At 32.6% G+C, this 18,270-nt stretch carries 16 protein-coding genes; 8 read left to right on the plus strand and 8 right to left on the minus strand.

From position 1 onward, the window contains the following. Positions 1-97: 97 nt before the first annotated feature. The 5 genes from Anndu_RS12460 to Anndu_RS12480 all read left to right on the plus strand — a co-directional run bounded on the left by Anndu_RS12460 (position 98) and on the right by Anndu_RS12480 (position 2,557). Complete coding sequence (locus Anndu_RS12460) at positions 98-430, plus strand: HigA family addiction module antitoxin (RefSeq protein ID WP_464101512.1); 333 nt, start codon at positions 98-100, stop codon at positions 428-430. Between the two features lie 85 nt (positions 431-515). Further along, a complete protein-coding gene (locus Anndu_RS12465; protein WP_464101513.1) occupies positions 516-857 on the plus strand; it encodes a type II toxin-antitoxin system RelE/ParE family toxin in 342 nt (113 codons plus the stop codon). Then, positions 832-1,143 carry a hypothetical protein gene (locus Anndu_RS12470; protein ID WP_464101514.1) on the plus strand — a complete coding sequence of 104 codons (312 nt, stop codon included), beginning with the start codon at positions 832-834 and terminating at the stop codon, positions 1,141-1,143. The genes Anndu_RS12465 and Anndu_RS12470 overlap by 26 nt, the downstream gene beginning before the upstream one ends. A 54-nt stretch (positions 1,144-1,197) precedes the next feature. Then, the gene (locus tag Anndu_RS12475) at positions 1,198-1,368 is read left to right on the plus strand and encodes a DUF2281 domain-containing protein (protein WP_464101515.1); all 171 of its coding nucleotides are present in this window, start codon (positions 1,198-1,200) and stop codon (positions 1,366-1,368) included. 178 nt (positions 1,369-1,546) lie between these two features. After that, positions 1,547-2,557, plus strand: a complete 1,011-nt coding sequence (locus Anndu_RS12480; protein WP_464101516.1) for a dihydroorotate dehydrogenase-like protein — start codon at positions 1,547-1,549, stop codon at positions 2,555-2,557. A gap of 84 nt (positions 2,558-2,641) precedes the next feature. Here Anndu_RS12480 and pdhA read toward each other — a convergent pair whose 3' ends face one another. The 6 genes from pdhA to Anndu_RS12510 all read right to left on the minus strand — a co-directional run bounded on the left by pdhA (position 2,642) and on the right by Anndu_RS12510 (position 10,286). After that, positions 2,642-3,676 (minus strand): pyruvate dehydrogenase (acetyl-transferring) E1 component subunit alpha, encoded by a 1,035-nt coding sequence (gene pdhA / locus Anndu_RS12485; RefSeq protein ID WP_464101517.1) that lies wholly within the window; start codon positions 3,674-3,676, stop codon positions 2,642-2,644. Positions 3,677-3,780: 104 nt separating this feature from the next. Beyond that, positions 3,781-4,827 (minus strand): type 2 isopentenyl-diphosphate Delta-isomerase, encoded by a 1,047-nt coding sequence (gene fni, locus Anndu_RS12490; protein ID WP_464104091.1) that lies wholly within the window; start codon positions 4,825-4,827, stop codon positions 3,781-3,783. A gap of 148 nt (positions 4,828-4,975) precedes the next feature. Next, complete coding sequence (locus Anndu_RS12495; protein ID WP_464101518.1) at positions 4,976-7,255, minus strand: phospholipase effector Tle1 domain-containing protein; 2,280 nt, start codon at positions 7,253-7,255, stop codon at positions 4,976-4,978. Positions 7,256-7,367: 112 nt separating this feature from the next. After that, a complete protein-coding gene (locus tag Anndu_RS12500) occupies positions 7,368-7,832 on the minus strand; it encodes a hypothetical protein (protein ID WP_464101519.1) in 465 nt (154 codons plus the stop codon). Positions 7,833-7,900: 68 nt separating this feature from the next. Beyond that, on the minus strand, positions 7,901-8,368 hold the full coding sequence (locus Anndu_RS12505) for a hypothetical protein (protein ID WP_464101520.1): 468 nt from the start codon (positions 8,366-8,368) through the stop codon (positions 7,901-7,903). A gap of 202 nt (positions 8,369-8,570) precedes the next feature. Next, positions 8,571-10,286 (minus strand): helicase HerA domain-containing protein, encoded by a 1,716-nt coding sequence (locus tag Anndu_RS12510; protein ID WP_464101521.1) that lies wholly within the window; start codon positions 10,284-10,286, stop codon positions 8,571-8,573. Positions 10,287-10,682: 396 nt separating this feature from the next. On the opposite strand from Anndu_RS12510, the gene Anndu_RS12515 reads away from it, so the two are divergent. Then, complete coding sequence (locus Anndu_RS12515) at positions 10,683-11,102, plus strand: tetratricopeptide repeat protein (RefSeq protein ID WP_464101522.1); 420 nt, start codon at positions 10,683-10,685, stop codon at positions 11,100-11,102. Between the two features lie 46 nt (positions 11,103-11,148). Here the strand turns inward: Anndu_RS12515 and Anndu_RS12520 are convergent, their stop codons facing one another. Next, positions 11,149-11,616: a low molecular weight protein-tyrosine-phosphatase gene (locus Anndu_RS12520; protein ID WP_464101523.1), complete on the minus strand. Its 468-nt coding sequence runs from the start codon at positions 11,614-11,616 to the stop codon at positions 11,149-11,151. Positions 11,617-11,709: 93 nt separating this feature from the next. Here Anndu_RS12520 and Anndu_RS12525 point away from each other — a divergent pair, with 93 nt between their 5' ends. Then, positions 11,710-13,065 (plus strand): SGNH/GDSL hydrolase family protein, encoded by a 1,356-nt coding sequence (locus Anndu_RS12525; RefSeq protein WP_464101524.1) that lies wholly within the window; start codon positions 11,710-11,712, stop codon positions 13,063-13,065. A gap of 107 nt (positions 13,066-13,172) precedes the next feature. Here Anndu_RS12525 and Anndu_RS12530 read toward each other — a convergent pair whose 3' ends face one another. Further along, the gene (locus Anndu_RS12530) at positions 13,173-14,861 is read right to left on the minus strand and encodes an adenylate/guanylate cyclase domain-containing protein (RefSeq protein WP_464101525.1); all 1,689 of its coding nucleotides are present in this window, start codon (positions 14,859-14,861) and stop codon (positions 13,173-13,175) included. 95 nt (positions 14,862-14,956) lie between these two features. Here Anndu_RS12530 and Anndu_RS12535 point away from each other — a divergent pair, with 95 nt between their 5' ends. Continuing rightward, positions 14,957-18,241 (plus strand): bifunctional diguanylate cyclase/phosphodiesterase, encoded by a 3,285-nt coding sequence (locus Anndu_RS12535; protein WP_464101526.1) that lies wholly within the window; start codon positions 14,957-14,959, stop codon positions 18,239-18,241. Positions 18,242-18,270: the final 29 nt, after the last annotated feature.

An 18,270-nucleotide genomic window follows, 5' to 3' on the forward strand; every position in this document is an offset into this window, starting at 1 on the left:
ATTCAATTTAAAAGGTAAAATAAACCCGCTTTGAAATCAATTTCAAAGCTAATAAAAACCGTTCAATAAATTGAACTAAAATAAAGGAGGTAAAATTATGGTTCGTATTCCTAGCGATCCCACAGGGATCAGCTTCGCTGGACGCATTCCAACTCATCCGGGAGAAATGCTGTTAACAGAATTTTTAGAGCCGATGAAAATTACAGAAAATCAATTAGCAGAAGCTCTCTTTTTGCCCATTGAAAAAATTAAAGAAATTGTTAATAAAAAAAGAGCAATTGATCCTAGTATTGCGTTAAGATTAGCTAAATTTTTCGGGATGTCACCTGATTTTTGGTTAAACTTACAATTAAGATGGGATTTATATTATGCTCAACAAAATGACGCTAATCAATTAGCAAAAATTCAACAATATCAATTATTAAAATAAAAACTAAAATTATGAAAATAGGTAAAAATGATCATAAAATATTGTCAACTCAAAACTTTTAATTTAAAATAAAAATAACTATTCTATGGAAGTACAACCAAGACAAATTAAACAATATATAACAGAAGATGGCAAAGTGCCATTTGCTGAGTGGTTGGATTCATTTCAAGATAGAAAAACTAGACTAAAAATTAAATTAAGATTAGATCGAGTTGAACAAGGAAATTTAGGGGATTTTAAAGTAGTTGGGGAGGGTGTATTTGAATTAAGAATTGACTATGGAGGTGGTTATCGAATTTATTTTGGACAAGTAGGTTTAACTATTATTCTTCTTCTTTGTGGAGGGGATAAAAGTTCTCAAAAAAAAGATATAAAATTAGCTCAAAAATATTGGAGAAATTATGGTACTCGTCAAAACACAAACTAGCAATAATTATCATGATTATTTAATCGAATCACTGCAAGATATAGAAGAAGTTGCAGGTTATATTGAAGTGGTTTTAGAGGAAGGAAGTGATGATCCAAAATTATTATTAAAAGTTTTACAAAATATTAAGGAAGTCTATGAAAAAAATCATCAATTCCCTACTCAAACTAACAAAATTTATGACCAACTAATGACAATTTTAAAAGAAGATAATTGTGCTGAAATTTACACATTTATCGAATTACTAAATGCGTTAGGATTACAAATAAATATTAATGTTAAATAAATTATTTAACAATTAATATTAAAGCAAAATTATTAAAAAACAGAGGACTCAAAAATGCTTATTAAAGATAATATTTTAGAAAATTTAAACAAACTACCTGAAAATTTACAGGTAGAAATTCTCCATTATTCTGAATATTTACTTAATCGTTATCTTCAGGAAAATCAAATTGAAGAACAACAACAAAAATCAAAAAAAAGAGGGGCTAATAATGATAAAAATTAAATTAAAAATTAACAGAAAAATTCCTCCCCATCCCACTTAAAAATTAAAGGAGGAAAAATTAAACTGCTTTTAAAGTAAAATAAAAGCTAATATTTAGAAACAAACAAAATATCAGTTATAGAGTTATTTAATCAACAATTAATCGTTTTTAAAACATACAAAAAAAGGACAAAAAATCATGGACTTAAGTACAACTTATCTGGGCTTAAAATTAAAATCTCCCTTAGTGGTGGGTGCGGCCGCCCCCTTAAGCGAAGATCTCGATCATATTAAAACAATAGAAGATTATGGTGCGGCCGGAATCGTTTTACACTCACTTTTTGAGGAGCAAATTAAACAAGAAAGACTCGCTTTACATCATCATTTAGAATATGGTACTCAGAGTTTTGCTGAAGCTTTAACCTATTTTCCTGAGCCAGAAATTTTCCATGTCGGAGCAAACTCTTATTTATATCATATTCAAAAAGCAAAAGAATTAGTTAATATTCCAATTATTGCGAGTTTAAACGGTGATAGTATTGGTGGATGGACTGATTATGCTCAGAATATTGAACAAGCCGGAGCCGATGCGATCGAGCTTAATATCTATCAAATTCCCACTAATTTTGATCAAACTGGGGCGGAAGTGGAACAGATGTATATAGATATTTTAAAAGCGGTGAAACAAGCCGTTAAAATACCCGTAGCCATTAAAATTAGTCCCTATTTTAGCAATATGGCCAACATGGCCAAACGCTTGACAGAGGCGGGAGCGGATGGTTTAGTCTTATTTAACCGTTTTTATCAACCGGATATTGATATAGAGGAATTAGAGGTAACATCTAACGTACTCTTAAGTAGTCCCCAAGATATGAGGCTTCCGATGCGGTGGATCGCCCTCTTATATGGAAGATTAAACGTAGATTTTGCCGCCACCAGTGGCATTAATAAAGGTCATGATGTGCTGAAAATGATGATGGCCGGGGCTAATGTGACTTTAATTGTGAGTGCCTTACTCCGTCATGGGGTGCATTATTTAAGAGATTTGGAAAAAGAGATGGTACACTGGATGGAGGAGCATGAATATGAGTCTATTAAACAGATGCAAGGGTCAATGTCTCAGATTAATTGTCCAGATGAAAGTCAATTTGAGCGAGTTCAATATATGAAAGCTCTGCAAACTTTTCACCCTGAACATAGTTTTGTTTAGGTAATTTTGTATAAATAAACCCTAATTATTATAGAGGGATATAGCAATGCTATATCCCTCTATAGTAACAATAAAAAAAATTAACTACTCATCCTCAGCAAAAACAAAACGATAAAGTTCACTAGGATCAGGCTCAGGACTTTCTTGCGCGAATTTGATCGCATCATCAACCGTAGCTTGAACTTTTTGTTTAACTTCTTCTAAGTCGCCTTCTGTGACAAGATTTTGCTCTAATAAATATTTTGCCAGTTTACCGATAGGATCCCTGACACCCCAAAATTCTTTTTCATCAGGGGATCTCATCTCATCGGGATCCGCTAAAGAGTGACCACGAAAACGATAGGTTAAAGCCTCGATCAAAGTTGGGCCTTCTCCCGCTCTGGCACGGGCGATCGCCTCTTGAGCCACTTGACGCACCGCTAACACATCCATCCCGTCAACTTCAACCCCGGCCATTTCAAAAACACTCGCTTTTTTGTAAACTTCAGGCTGAGAAGTTGCCCTTTCATGAGCCATGCCGATGGCCCATTTATTATTTTCCACAACATAGATAATAGGTAACTTCCATAAAGCAGACATATTTAAACATTCAAAAAACTGCCCATTATTAGAAGCACCATCACCAAAGAAACAAACACTAACCTGATCGGCTTCAGCTTTGCCTAAAGCATCTCTTAAATATTTAGTTTGAAAGGCCGCCCCCATGGCCACAGGGATACCCTCAGCCACGAAAGCATAACCCCCTAAAAAATTTTGACGAGCGGAAAACAAGTGCATAGAGCCACCCCTGCCTTTACTACAGCCCGTAGACTTACCAAATAACTCCGCCATCACTTCTCTAGGGGTAACACCACTACTTAAAGCATGGACGTGATCTCGATAGGTACTACAAACATAGTCTTCACCCGCTCTCAAGGATTTGATAATACCAGAAGAAACCGCTTCCTGACCATTGTATAAATGAACAAAACCAAACATTTTGCCACGATAATACATTTCAGCACATTTATCTTCAAATAAACGTCCTAAAACCATATCTTCATAAATGGTTAAACCTTCTTCTCGGGTGATTGTAACTTGAGAGTGATCAAATTTCGGTAAAGTGCGTTCTTTGTACATAATTTTAAATTTAAAAATTCACTAAAAAAATGGGCTACTTGAGCCTCTGCTTCATTCTATCATGTGAACTACCTACACTTGTGTCAGCCCAATAATAGAATACTTTAGCATTTTTTCAAAACTCCCGATCTTTTCAGATCCACTAAGTTGGCATTACCCGTACAAAATAAAATAATTTCTAGTTCGGCGATTAACAAATTTATGACTTCATCAATGGCCGTTTCCGATTCAACGGCCGCTTTTAAAAATGGACGGGCTAACCCCCCTAAATCAGCCCCTAAAGCGATCGCTTTTGCAATATCTAAACCATTTTTTAAGCCTCCAGACGCAATTAAAGGAATACCAGAATTGATCTCTCGGATTGAGGTAATACACTCGGCCGTAGGGATTCCCCAATCTGCAAAAATTTCCCCAAGATGTTGTTGTTTTTGATCATTCGCCCGTTGACTTTCAACTTTCGCCCAAGATGTCCCCCCCGCTCCGGCAACATCAATGGCCGCCACACCTACTTCAATCAACTTTTGAGCCATTTTGGCGGAAATGCCATTGCCCACCTCTTTCACCACCACAGGAACGGGCAATTTTAAGCAAATTTGCTCAATTTTTGTTAATAAACCCTTAAAATTCTTATCGCCCTTAGACTGTACCCATTCCTGTAAGGGATTGAGATGAAGAATCAGCACATCAGCTTCCAATAACTCCACCAATTTTAAACATTCTTGCCAACCATAACCATAATTTAACTGAACCGCCCCCAAATTTGCAAAAAGAAGAATATCAGGCGCTAAATGTCGCACCGCAAAAGTAGGGGCGACTTCAGGCTGTTCTAGGGCAATGCGTTGAGAGCCAATGCCCATAGCTAAACCGTAGCGTTGAGCCACCGTTGCCAGTCTGGTATTGACTAAATGGGCGAGGGATGTGCCACCGGTCATGGAAGAAATCAAAATAGGCGCTTTCAATGACTTTCCTAAAAAGGTGGTGCTAAGGTCAATCTCACCACGATCAAGCTCAGGCAGACAGCAGTGTTCAAAGCGGTATTTTTCAAAACCGCTAGTAATTTCTTTAAATTCTACATCTTTTTCTAAACAAACTCGTAAATGCTCTGTTTTACGATTTTCAATCGGGGTAGGGTTAGGGAGGGAGCGAGTCATCATAATATTAAGCTTTAATTATAACAGTCCTAAAAAGGAAAAATGTTGTATTTTTGCCCTGTTTTTTATTCAATATTTTTGTCTTATTTATAACAATAACTGACTCTTTTAGAGACAGTTATTGTTAATTGTTAAATAAAATCTTTTCTTATGTTTGATTTTCTTCAGAATTTAATAAATTATTTAACAAAGGTTTAAGATTTTCAGGGCGATATTGAGGGAGGGCTTTAAGTCTTTCCACCACACTATAATGGACAAAAACATTAGAAGTGTCAATCGGTCTCCATTCTTCTCCTCCGATCGTATAAATTCCCGTTACACTATTATCAAAAGGAATAGTTGGATCAAGTTTAATTTGAAATTCCTCTTGACCATTTTCGGTTGAATCAAACTCTAAGCCCAATTTTTTCGCTTTATTAACCATCCATTGTAAGGTGTAATCGGACAATCCTTGATATTCTTTTGTCCCACCACCAATACAGCCATGTGTTCCCGCAAACCAAACTTCTTCTACTTTTTGATCGCAATTTTTTTGACTAGGGATCATGGGTGTGGAAATAAAAGATCTGCGTTTTTCATCAATGGCGATCGCCTGAAAAGCATTTTCAATGATCGGGCTTAAACTGGCATCGTAAAAAGCATATTTTCGATTAAAAAATTTCTCAAGGGGTAGCCAAGTAATCAGATCCGGCACACCTAAAGCCCCCACCGTATCCCAACAACCGAGCATTTTAATCGGAACACGATAACTTAAATAACTTTTTTGTGTTTCCGTTTCTATTTTTTTAGAATTATCTTGGCGGAATTGTTGTAATTCAGGATCATTAGGACTGATTTTATGGTTACGATAAAACTCATAAGCTTTAGGAATTTCGCCTATTTTTGAGCGTCTTAAGAGTCCACAATTATAAATCATTCCGGCTAGACAACGCACAATATAAGCCCCTCGACTAAACCCTAATAAGTAGATTTCATCTTGAGCGGTGGCATCATAATTCATACATAATAAGCGATAAGCCTCTTGAATCGTTTGATCAATTCCCCACCCAAAAGCACCACCGCCTAATTTTTCTAACAAATTATCCGTTGTGCCTAAACCGGGTAGATAAAAAACCAGTTGAGAGGTGTTATCCTGTGTTATATATTTGATAAGTCGTGCAAATTTCATCACATTAGTAGGATAGGAATTACTTAAATCATTCCATGTTCCATCGCAACAAATCACTAATCTTTTTTTCGGAGGTACGCTACCATTAACGGCTTGGGTAGCTGAGGAGGTTGTTATTTCAGGGGATAAAGGAATTGAATAATTCGATTCTTCAATTTCTTCTGGTAAATCTTCACCCTCAGAAACCTCTAAACTTTCTGATTCTTCAATTTCCTCTGGTAAATCTTCACCCTCGCAAACCTCTAAACTTTCTGATTCTTCAGTTTCCTCTGTTAAATCTTCACCCTCAGAAACCTCTAAACTTTCTGATTCTTCAGTTTCCTCTGTTAAATCTTCACCCTCAGAAACCTCTAAACTTTCTAATTCTTCAGTTTCTTCTGGTAAATCTTCACCCTCAGAAACCTCTAAACTTTCTGGTTCTTCAGTTTCTTCTGGTAAATCTTCAGCCTCAGAAACCTCTAAAGTTTCTAATTCTTCAGTTTCCTCTGGTAAATCCTCACCCTCAGAAACTGGTAAATTATCAGTGTCATCGAGGGCATTTTCAGCTTCAGAAATCGCTAAATTTCTAATACTTTTGTCGGGTAATTGTTCAACTTTCATCGGTATTTTCCTTTCTAGCCAACTGGCACTATAAATAGTGGCATGATTGCCATTTCCACTATAATCGTTTACATCACCATTGAGAGGTAAATAAACAGATAATCCTAATTCATTCCCCGTCAATCGGTCATTTCGAGATTCCCTAATTTCTTCTTCTTGACAAATTTTATTCCAAATCCGAAATTCGGAAAGATGACCTTTCCAAAATTGAGATTTGCCCTCAGAAGATCCAATGACAATTCTTTTTAGCTCCCTCATTGAACAGTATTCACAGTCGCTTTGATGCCACAGTTTTCCATTGTGATAAATATACATTTTTGCCTGAGCAAAATCTTTCACAAATGTCCAATAAGTCCAAATTCTATATTCTCTTGATTTGACTTTTTTTTCAAGAATATCTATTCCTTGATCATTGCCAATTTGCCAAGAGACATTACCACCAATTCCTTGTTTATAATAGGGTAAATTAATCTTAAAAATTTGTTGATTTTCACTATTATAACCTTCAATAATGGTGGCTTTTTGAGTTAATCCATTATATCCCTTTGCTAAAAATTCAATAGTAATTCCGGTTTCAAATCCAGAAAAATTAGGCATTAATTCCAGATAATCATTATTTCCATCAAATTTTAGGACATATTCTTGGTCTTGATCAATCATCGAGAGATAACTCCAAATGGGTTAACAAATAAGGTTTTGTGCAAAAAAAGAAAGTAGGAAAAAAATAGAAGTTTTAAGGTTAATGTTAAGACTAAAATTAAACTTTCAAAATTTAATCTTGAACAATGGTAATTATTCTTTCAATTTTAGGAATTGGTTCGTTTGCTAGACGATCTTTTACTTTAATTTTTAAAGTGTCAGTAAAGGGCAAAATGTCAATTTCCGCAAGTAGATCATCTAAAGAACCCTTTTTGAGACGTTCCAGATAGAAATTTACCAATGCAAACTCAACTGCGAAACCCGCTAGAGAATCACTGATCACGCCGATGGGGCCGGCTAAAGAGGTGACTAAAGGGTTCACCAGTGGCACACTGCCAAAATAGGATAAAATTACCACCAGCACAAAACCGGGAACACCCAAGGCGGCCGCCTTTTTAAAGACTTCATCCAATGACAAGTCAAGGGAAACAAATTGCTGGACTAAATCCTCTGGAGAAACTCCTAAATCCTTCAGTTGTTTAGATATTTCTTCAGGCAAAATATTCTTAAATTTTTCCGGTTGGATTAGTTGGGTCATTACACTCTTGAATTAATTAAAAAGTTGCAAATTTAAACATAATTAAAACAGAAAATTATGATTAAGCCTTAGTCTTCGATAATTTCAATCACTTTAGGGGATTCATCAACTTCTGATTCGGCGGATTTATTGACAATTTTCTTTAAGTTTTGTTTTAAAATCTCAGCGATCGGTAAACTATCAATTTCTGTCAACAGACTTGATGAACTTTCTTTTTTACTGCGCTCTTGATAAATAGCACTTAAGAGAGCTTCAATCCCATAAGTTGAGATGCTATCGCCTACTACAGTCATTAAGCCTAAAACTCCTACCCCTCCCAAAATCCCTAACGGGCCGCCTAAGGTGGCCAAAGCGGCAATCACGGGAGTCGAACTGCCGGAGGCTGAGGCCATAGTGATAAGGAGAATCCCTGGCAACCCCAGAGAGGCCAGTTTTTCCGCAACTTCATCCAAACCGATCCCTAATTTACTTATTTGTTGTAAAAGATCGTTAGGTAAAAAGCTCGTTTGTTTCGAGGCATTATTGTTTTCTGACATAATTTAACTTTTTAAGATTTAGTTTTTATTTGCTTTTTAGGCTTCGACTGAAAGCTATCAAAAACACTTTAAATAATTTTAACTGTCCACAATGATATTAACATTCTAAGTAACTTTGACCAATAAAAATTAAAATTTGCTTCATAAAACTTATTGTCATAGGATCAATTTTGATCTTAAATTTGAAAAATTTGAAACTAAACTAAAATCCTAAATCAGCCATGGCTACCTCAGCAACCTCAAAAACCTCAGAATCTGGTCGATCACTCCAATCTGTTTCTCCGATTTCCTCATAAAATTGGCGATCATAAGGTCTAGTCCTCACTACAACGGGCATTGGCACGGCATGACCTAACACTAAAGCCTGTTGTTTAGAATCTAATTTTGCTAAAACCGATCTTAAGCCTCCAGCCCCTGAAACCCCCGTAAATATGGCATCTATGTCCTTTTCATCGTTTAATAAACAGGTGATTCTGGTACCGACTTGAGACATAACCTCATTATCAATACCAGAGGGACGCTGATCAACAATTAATAAAGTTACAAAATATTTCCTCATTTCCCTCGCAATTGTTCCAAAAATAGTTTGATGAACAATACTAGAATCAAGAAAACGGTGAGCTTCCTCAATCGTAATTACTAAAGGAGTAGGCCTATGTGAAGGGTTTTTTGTCTGTAAAAATTGCTCTGCTTTTTGCACATAGGTTTTATGAATTCGCCTTGTTATCATATTAGTAGCTAACATATAAGATAACATATTAGATTGAGTACCAAACTCAATTACAACGTGCTTTTTGGCTTCTAAACATTGGATTATTTCTTGAATATAATCATGGTTTGATCTCTCTTTTAAATATTTTAAATTTTGTAATCTAATTAACTTTCTTTGTAAGGCCATAATTGAACTTTTATTACCTTGTTTTTCTTCACAAAATAGGCTAATATCTTCATTACTCATATAAATTAATTGTTGAATCCAACTATCTTTATATTCCCCCCTTAAAATATTAGCATTATCTATACTCGCATCGGATAAACCTAATTCTGAAGCCACTAATTTTAAATCTTCAATTTCGATCTGATTATAGCCTAAATATAACTCATGGGCGTTTTTTACGCCCCTTCTTTTAGTAGATTGGGGGTCTAAAGTATAAATTTCTACTTGGCCGGGGAATAACTGTTTTAAACCTTTAACCGTACTAAATTGTTTACCTTCACTTACCGCTTCCCAACCATATTCGGAGTGCATATCAAACATTAAATTAACTCCGGCATTCTTCTTAATAATTCCCGAAATTAAAAGGCGAGTTAGGAAAGATTTACCCGTCCCAGATTTCCCAAAAATACCATTACTGCGCTCTACAAATCTTTGTAAATTTAAACAAATTGGTACATCCATATCAAGCGGTTGACCAACGGAAAAATTAAGGCGAGTTGGATCCGTTTCCCAACCAAAAACCATGCGAAAATCTTGTTCACTCGCTTCAAATACTTCACTAAAATGACTAGGGATGGTTTTAACAGGTAATAATTCAACCTCCGCATTACTTTGGGCTTCAAAAGATGCTAGTTTATGATTAGATTTTTCTGGTTTTAATTGACTATAAAATTTATTTTCATCTTTAGGGGTAAACATTAACATCGGGGCAAGTTCGATCGTGCCATAAGTGCCACTTCCTGCTAAAATTTCTTTTAAAAAATCATCATTAGGACTAGGGGGATTAACAATAATTCTTTCACTAGAAGTGCCTAAAGAAACATCAGTTAATAAACAAAAGAAACGAGATTTTATACCCTGTACCACAAGAAATTTACCTACGCGCATTTCTTCAACGGAAATATCAGGATATAATCTCACTTCTAAGCCTTTATTTAATGAACCTTGAATAATTGAGCCTAACGGTTTTTCTGCTGTCATATTGTTTAAATTTTAAAACTTGTTGGTTAATATAATAATTGTAATGCAACGCTCTTTTAAAACTTTAAAGAAACTAAAAATGATCTTCTTGAACCTCTTATTATAAATTATTTTTTCATTTTAATCAAAAACAATTGTCATTGTCTATTATGTATGTAATTTAATTATTAATATTAAAATTTAAGTATGATTACCCTATTTACAAAATTTTGATTTAAGTTGTAATTTTAATCTTAAATTAATCTTAAAGCGATCGAAAGGGGTTTAACTTCTCAAATTTTAGAGAGAATTTTCAAGGAAGATGAATTAATTAAAAATTGTGGCTGAGGTACTGATTAAATTGTCAACAAAAGTATTATAATTGCTTAGGAAAAATTCTAATTGAGTGAAAATCGAATGAGTGAAACTGTTGAAAACCTCTTTAAAGATGGTTTAGAAAGATACCGTAATGGGGAAGCTATCTCCACTTTACTTCCCACTTTTAAAGAAGTTTGCGATCGCACCCCAAAAAGTCCGGTAGCATGGACTTGTTTGGCATGGTTATATTTATTAGAGAATAACCCCAAAAAAGCCTTAGAAGCGGCCAAAAAAAGTGTCAAACTTCATGGCCAAGATCCCCAAGCCCAAGTTAATTTAGCATTAGCAAAATTAGACTCTGGGGTAAAAGGAGTTAGGGAACATATTGAGATCGCTCAACAAATTATGTTAGTAGATCAAGATAGTTCTAAAGAAGTTTTAGAAAGTATTGAAGATGGTTTAACCAGAAAACCTGACTGGAAAAATTTACAAAGAATTAAAAAATGGTTAACTGAATAATTGATAATAGATAATTGATAATTAACAAATGACTAATGACTAACGACTAAATATCAATTGATTCTAAAAGATTGTCACAACAATTTAACAATAAATCAATTACATAATCAAAACCATCAGCCCCGCCATAATAGGGATCGGGTACATCCCGATCTAAAAATTGAGAGGCATAATTACACATTAATTCAACTTTATTTTGATATAAATTTTGAGGATCTAACTTTAAAATATCTCGATAATTATAACGATCCATTGCTAAAATTAAATCAAAATTTTCAAAATCCGCTTTTTCAAATTGTCTGGCTTTACCCGTCATTTTGATCCCACGTTTAGCCGCCGCTTTAGTCATACGGGGATCGGGGGCTGAACCGATATGATAACTTGAAGTTCCCGCCGAGTCACAAATAATTTGCTCAGTTAAGCCCTTTTGTGCTAATAAATGATTCATAATATTTTCCGCCGAAGGAGAGCGACAAATATTCCCTAAACAGACAAATAATAATTTGTATGGCATCGTAACAAGTTAAGATAAATTTTAATTAATCAAGATTACACAATTACATTAAAGATTAATTTATCATTATTTTTGATTTGAGGAAATAATTAAATGTTTAAATTTCGCCGGAAGTATTATTCCAGTAGGGAAAAATCCCGTAAATATCTTTCTCCCTTTTGGCTTATTTTTGGTTGTGTGTTAGTCATTCTCATGGCGGAAATACTCTTAAGGGTTTTTATTGATAAAGAGTTATCTACTTATCAAGGAGAGCCTCCTGAAGTTACTTCCTATCGTCTTAAATTTCTTTCCCCCGTGCAAAAACCGATTGATGGTTTATCCGATCGAGGCAAGTTAGAAGCACAGCCAAGTTTAGCCGTAGGTTATCAACTGTTACCCAAACAAATTAATAATTATTGGAAAATTAATAGTCAAGGTTTTCGAGACGATCAGGATCTACCTTTAGCCAAACCAAAAGATGAAATTAGAATTTTTATCATCGGGGGTTCTACTGCTTTTGGTCAAGGTAATAAAAGTAATCAAGATACTATTAGTTATAATTTAGAAAAATTACTCAACAATCGAGTTAATGATCAAAGAAAAAATCCAGATAATTACTATCCTGATGAATTTCCTTTTTATCCATCTTCAAGGGTCAAAGCTTTAGCCAAAAAACCAAAAATTAAACAAGGTCAATATCGAGTAATTAATGCGGCCGTACCTGGTTATACTTCAGGTAATCAATTGGCATTGTTAATGTTAGAAATTTCCCCCTATAAACCTGATTTAATTATTGTCTTAGATGGCTATGGAGACTTGATGTTACCTAGTTCTAAAAGTGCGGCCACTATTCCTAAATTAGATGAATTTATGACAGATGCTTCTAAACATTTTCGTGCATCTTTAAATCATTCAATTCAAAACTTTTTTAAAGATTTCTACTTGTTAAAAGCATCTCAATTATACATTTTTAAACCTGAAACAAACGTAGCACAAAAAACCCTTGTCATTGAATCTGATGTTAAATCTTTAACTGATTTTCTACCAAAAACAGAAGAAGAAGTTAATTTAAGATTAAAGCGTTGGCAAGAACATGAAAAACAATTAATTCGTTTTGCTTCAAGTTTTAAAATTCCTGTAGTAATTGCCATACAACCAGAAATTACTGGAAAGGCCAAACTTTCCCCTGAAGAAATTGCAATTACGAAAGAATTAGGAGATGTTTATTTAAGTAAAATCAAATCAAATTATCCTAAATTTGTTAAGGCAGGAAAACAATTAGAAAAAGCTTTTCCGGGTAATGTTAAATTCCTTAATTTCTATAATCTTAATGATAAATTTCCGGCCAAAAGTTTTGTAGATGCCATTCATTTAACAGCCGATGCCAATGAACAAATGGCCGAACAGATCTATTTTTCTATTCTTAATTTGAAAAAAATGCAAATTATTCCTAAAAATTTCGATTTATAGTTAATTATTAATTAATTTTTAAATCGCCAAAAAGAGCAAAAACATTTTTTTTGTGATCATTAAACCTCTACAAAAAAGTAGAGGTTTTTTTAAAACCCAGTTTAAAATTAATTAGTATTATTAATATCTTCTAACCAATAAGTTAACATTTCACCTTTCCCTTTAATCTCAATCATGCCTCTTTTTGAAAAAATATATTTATCTTTTAATAATTGATAGGTAGTTTCTGTTACTTGAATTTTACCACCTTCTCCTGAAGATTCCATGCGAGAAGCAATATTTACCGCATCTCCCCATAGATCATAAATAAATTTTTTTGTGCCAATTACTCCTGCTATCACTCTACCCGTATTGATCCCAATTCTAATTTCAAATTTTTCACCATAAGAAATGGAAATTTCATTAATAATTTTATTCATTTCTAACGCCATTTTTGCAATAGCTTCGGCATGATCATTCCTTATTTTTGGTAAGCCACAAGCCACCATATAAGCATCACCAATCGTCTTAATTTTTTCCAATCCTAACTGATCTGCTACATAGTCAAAATTAGAGAAAATATTATTAAGAAATTCTACTAATTCTAAAGGAGATAAACGCCCTGCTAAATTAGTAAAACCCACTAAATCAGCAAATAAAATCGTCACATTTTCATAATCTTCAGCAATAATATGATTATTTTCTTTTAATTTAATAGCAATAGATTCAGGTAAAATATTTAATAATAAGTTTTCTGTTTTTTCCTTTTCTTTTTCCAATTCATCTAACATCCAATTAATCGTTGTTGCAAAATTAGCCAATTCATCTTGACCGATAATTTTTACTCGTAAAGAAAGATTATTTGTTTGACCAATATGTTTTAAATCATGATCGATATTTAAAAGACGATTAATAATTAATTTATCAAGTAAGATTAATATTAAAATTATAAAAACTAAACCAACAATTAACAAAGATAAAATTAAAAAAATGACTGACTTTTTTCCCTGTTGATAAATTTTACGATCTAATTTCACGTCTAATAAACTGATGGGTTGATTAGTAATATCTCTAATTAATAAATAACCTGCTATTTCCTTTTGATTAATGGCTTTAATGATAATTTGATTAGTATTTTGATGATTAATTAAATTTTGATAAATATGTTTTAAATCAAGCGATAAATCATTAATTTTAATGAGCTTAACTGATAATTTAGTTTTTTCTTCAATTTCCTTTATTCTCTCCTGATTAATTAAACGCCCCATCATTAAAATACCCGCACTAGGCCCTTTTTGTTCACTGGTTAAAATGGGACGAGCTACAATTAAATATAATTGATCATCTACTAATAAAAACCCTTTTGTTTGCCCTTGAAGATCATTAAAATTTAATAATTGATCTTGATTACTTAATGCTTCTAATAAATTAGGAGAAAAATTAGTAAATTTACCAGTCTCCAAATTATAAGACAATTTAATAAGATTTTGATCCCTTTGATTGTATAATAGAAATAAATTTATTCTTAGATTATCAAAAATATCTTCATAAAGATTTTTTTCAATATAATTAAAATGGGGTGATTGAACAAAAAAATAAGTATCATCCCACTCTGCCCAATCTTTAGAAGTTAAATTTAATTTTGATAATTCTTCATTAATAAATTCATCCACCCTTGCTAAATTTTCTTTAGTATTTTCTATTTCTAAATCCCGAAAACTTCTTAATAAAATTGTTGAAACACTGGTTAAAATAACCGTTATTAAACTGGTTAAAGTTAAACTAATTAACAACAATGTTTTTTTACGAATCTTCATAAATGGATGAAATAATATTCTATATGATGGTAATATATTCTTTAATATTCTCTAAAAGTCAGGTTAATTGTTAATTTTTCAAAAAAATATTAAGAATGAATCAATTTTCTCAACACCCCCCCTCTCAAAACTTACAACTTCTTTATGATTTAATTGCAAGTCATGAAGATTGGTTGATGTACCGCATTTTAGAGTATGCAAAAGAACGAAAATACACCAAATATACATCTACTTTAGCAGAAGCTTGGCGAGTTTCAATTTGTGGTTTATCAGAGCCATTAATGAAGGCAATAAAAGACCATTCTAACACATTAGAATTAGACCCCGAAGCCAATTATCATGATGATCCTATCGCTTCTTTTGGTATTATAGAAGCCCAACGCCATCGCAGTCGTGGTGTTAGTTTAAATTTATTTTTAGGATTAATGAAATATTACCGTCAATCCTATATGGATTTGCTAGAATTAGGTCAATTTCAATCACAACAAATTAAAGAATTTGAGTTATTTATTAATCGTTTTTTTGATAGAATTGAATTAGGCTTTTGTACGGAATGGATTAGTTTAAGTGAAGATCATAAATTAACAGAATTACAAAATAAAAATCGCTTATTAACTAATGAAAAGAATAAATATTTAACGGTTTTTGAAAGTATTAATCAGGCGATTTTTCTTTTAGATCAAGATAATCAAATTATCAATTTTAATGAAAAAGCGGCCTTATTATTCACTGATTTAGATATTTCAGGGTCTTTTTATTATGCTTTATCAGCTAAAAAAATTGAATTAGCTTGGTTAACTAATCAAATAATTCATTTTAACAAAAGTGAGAACAATGAGGAGAAATTTGAGTTACAAATTAATACTAATCAGGGCAATAAATATTTTGAAATTAAGTTAAAAAAAATGTTAGATGTCAGCGAAAAATTTTTAGGAACAGTGGTAATTTGTAATGATATTACTGAATTTTTGGAAATAAAAAAAGATATTGAGGAAAATCAAGAAAGATTAAGAGAGATACAACATATCGCTCATTTTGGTAATTGGACATGGGATTTAAAAACAAATAAACTTTATTGGTCAAGGGAAATTTATATTATTTTAGAAGAAAATCCCCTTAATTTTCAACCTGATCGACAACAGTTTTTAAATAAGATCTATCCCTTAGATCTAGAGCATTTTAAACAACAGGAAAATGAGGCAATTAAAAATTGTCGTAATTTTTCGATTGATTTTCGGATTATGACGAAAAATAATGAGATAAAATGGCTACATCAGCAATCTTTTATTACTGCTAATAATGAGCATGAAGCTATTAGAATGATGGGAATTATTCAAGATATTACCGAGCGCAAAAAATCGGAAATTGAATTAAGAGAAAGTGAAGCGAGATTAAAAACAATTATTAATACAAATGTTAATGGGTTAGTGGTGATTAGTGAAGAAGGAAAAGTTTTATTTGTTAATCCGGCCGCAGAATTACTTTTTGGTAAAAAAGCTGAAGAATTATTGGGGAATTTAGTTGGTTTACCCTTAGTTACGGGGGAATCTACTGAAGTAGCAATTCCCCATAAAAATGGGGAATTAATTATTGCTCAAATGAGAGTTGTAGAAATTATTTGGGAATCTAAAACTGCATTTTTGGCTTCTTTAGTTGATATTACGGAACGAAAAAAAGCCGAGGAAAAATTAAAAATTCTTTATCAAGCTTGTGAACAAAGTCCAGCTTCAATTGTCATCACTGATGCGCAAGGAAATATTCAATATGTTAATCCAAAATTTGAAAATGTTACTGGATATACTCAGGCTGAAGTAATAGGAAAAAACACCAGAATCCTTAAATCTGGTTACACTTCAGACAGTGAATATCGTCAATTATGGGAAACATTAATAGAGGGGAAAGAATGGCATGGCGAATTTCATAATAAGAAGAAAAATGGCGAATGTTATTGGGAATTTGCCTCAATTTCTCCCTTAAAAGATGAGTTTGATCAAATTACTCATTTTGTGGCAGTTAAAGAAGATATTACTCAAAGGAAAAAAGCAGAAGAATTATTAACCCATCAAGCTAATTTTGATCCTTTAACTGATTTACCTAATCGAACTTTAGGAATGGATCGTTTACAACAGGCCATCGCTTGGGCGCAAAGAAATAATAAATATATTGCGGTGATGTTTTTAGATTTAGATCATTTTAAAATTATTAATGATACTTTAGGGCATAAATATGGAGATCAATTATTAATTTTAGCGGCGAAAAGATTAAGTAATTGTCTAAGAAAAACTGATACTATTTCCCGTTTAGGTGGAGATGAATTTTTAATTATTATTTCTAATTTAGATAGCCCTAGTCAATCTGAATCGATCGCTAAAAAAATTCTTAATAGATTGCAAAAAGCCTTTATTTTACAAGGTGAAGAAATCTTTGTTTCTGCGAGTATTGGTATTACAATTTATCCAAATGATAGCCAAGATTTAGAAATTTTAATGCAAAATGCAGACATGGCTATGTATTCAGCAAAAAGACAAGGTAGAAATAATTTTCAATTTTTTACTTCAATTTTAAATGAACAAGCAAAAAGAAGAATGTTAAGAGAAAATCACTTAAGAAATGCCTTAAAAAAAGAAGAAATTTATATTGCTTATCAACCTTTAATTAATTTGAAAACAGAAAAAATAATTGGCGCAGAAGCCTTAATGAGATGGCATAATTTTTATTTAGGTTTAGTTTCTCCCATTGAATTTATCCCCATTGCTGAAGAAACTGGGATCATTATAGATCTAGGGGAATGGCTATTAGAAAAAGTCTGTCATCAAGTGTCATTATGGCATCAAGAAGGCCACCTTTTAAAAATAGCCGTTAATTTATCTCCACGTCAATTTAGGGAAACAAATTTATTAGAAATGATCACTAATATTGTGAAAAAAAATCAAATTGATCCCCGATATTTAGAGTTAGAAATTACCGAACAATTACTATTAGAAGATGTGCCGGGAGCAAAAGATTTATTAATACAACTTCATCAACGTAATTTTACCGTGTCAATGGATGATTTCGGCACAGGTTATTCTTCTTTAAGTTATTTACAAAAATTTCCGTTTAAAGTGTTAAAAATTGATAAATCTTTTATTCGTGATATTCCATATGATGCCGATGCCATCGCCTTGGTAAAAAGTATTATTACAATGGCACATGGCTTAAAATTAAAAGTAGTAGCAGAAGGAATTGAAAGTGAAGCCCAATTAAGATTTTTACAAGCAGAAAATTGCGATTATGGCCAAGGTTATTATTTTAGTAAACCTTTAATTTCCTCTGATTTTTTAACTTTATTAAACAATAATAATTCAAGTTATAATTCACCAATGGACAATTATCTCTAATTAAAAATCAAGGATTAAAAAGAAGGAAC

The organism is Annamia dubia NIES-4383 (genome assembly GCF_055394725.1).

Bases quoted from the DNA above. Each gene is read 5' to 3' on its own strand.
- Anndu_RS12460 (WP_464101512.1), top strand. From the start codon at position 98: ATGGTTCGTATTCCTAGCGATCCCACAGGGATCAGCTTCGCTGGACGC.
- Anndu_RS12465 (WP_464101513.1), top strand. From the start codon at position 516: ATGGAAGTACAACCAAGACAAATTAAACAATATATAACAGAAGATGGC.
- Anndu_RS12470 (WP_464101514.1), top strand. From the start codon at position 832: ATGGTACTCGTCAAAACACAAACTAGCAATAATTATCATGATTATTTA.
- Anndu_RS12475 (WP_464101515.1), top strand. From the start codon at position 1,198: ATGCTTATTAAAGATAATATTTTAGAAAATTTAAACAAACTACCTGAA.
- Anndu_RS12480 (WP_464101516.1), top strand. From the start codon at position 1,547: ATGGACTTAAGTACAACTTATCTGGGCTTAAAATTAAAATCTCCCTTA.
- pdhA (WP_464101517.1), bottom strand. From the start codon at position 3,676: ATGTACAAAGAACGCACTTTACCGAAATTTGATCACTCTCAAGTTACA.
- fni (WP_464104091.1), bottom strand. From the start codon at position 4,827: ATGACTCGCTCCCTCCCTAACCCTACCCCGATTGAAAATCGTAAAACA.
- Anndu_RS12495 (WP_464101518.1), bottom strand. From the start codon at position 7,255: ATGATTGATCAAGACCAAGAATATGTCCTAAAATTTGATGGAAATAAT.
- Anndu_RS12500 (WP_464101519.1), bottom strand. From the start codon at position 7,832: ATGACCCAACTAATCCAACCGGAAAAATTTAAGAATATTTTGCCTGAA.
- Anndu_RS12505 (WP_464101520.1), bottom strand. From the start codon at position 8,368: ATGTCAGAAAACAATAATGCCTCGAAACAAACGAGCTTTTTACCTAAC.
- Anndu_RS12510 (WP_464101521.1), bottom strand. From the start codon at position 10,286: ATGACAGCAGAAAAACCGTTAGGCTCAATTATTCAAGGTTCATTAAAT.
- Anndu_RS12515 (WP_464101522.1), top strand. From the start codon at position 10,683: ATGAGTGAAACTGTTGAAAACCTCTTTAAAGATGGTTTAGAAAGATAC.
- Anndu_RS12520 (WP_464101523.1), bottom strand. From the start codon at position 11,616: ATGCCATACAAATTATTATTTGTCTGTTTAGGGAATATTTGTCGCTCT.
- Anndu_RS12525 (WP_464101524.1), top strand. From the start codon at position 11,710: ATGTTTAAATTTCGCCGGAAGTATTATTCCAGTAGGGAAAAATCCCGT.
- Anndu_RS12530 (WP_464101525.1), bottom strand. From the start codon at position 14,861: ATGAAGATTCGTAAAAAAACATTGTTGTTAATTAGTTTAACTTTAACC.
- Anndu_RS12535 (WP_464101526.1), top strand. From the start codon at position 14,957: ATGAATCAATTTTCTCAACACCCCCCCTCTCAAAACTTACAACTTCTT.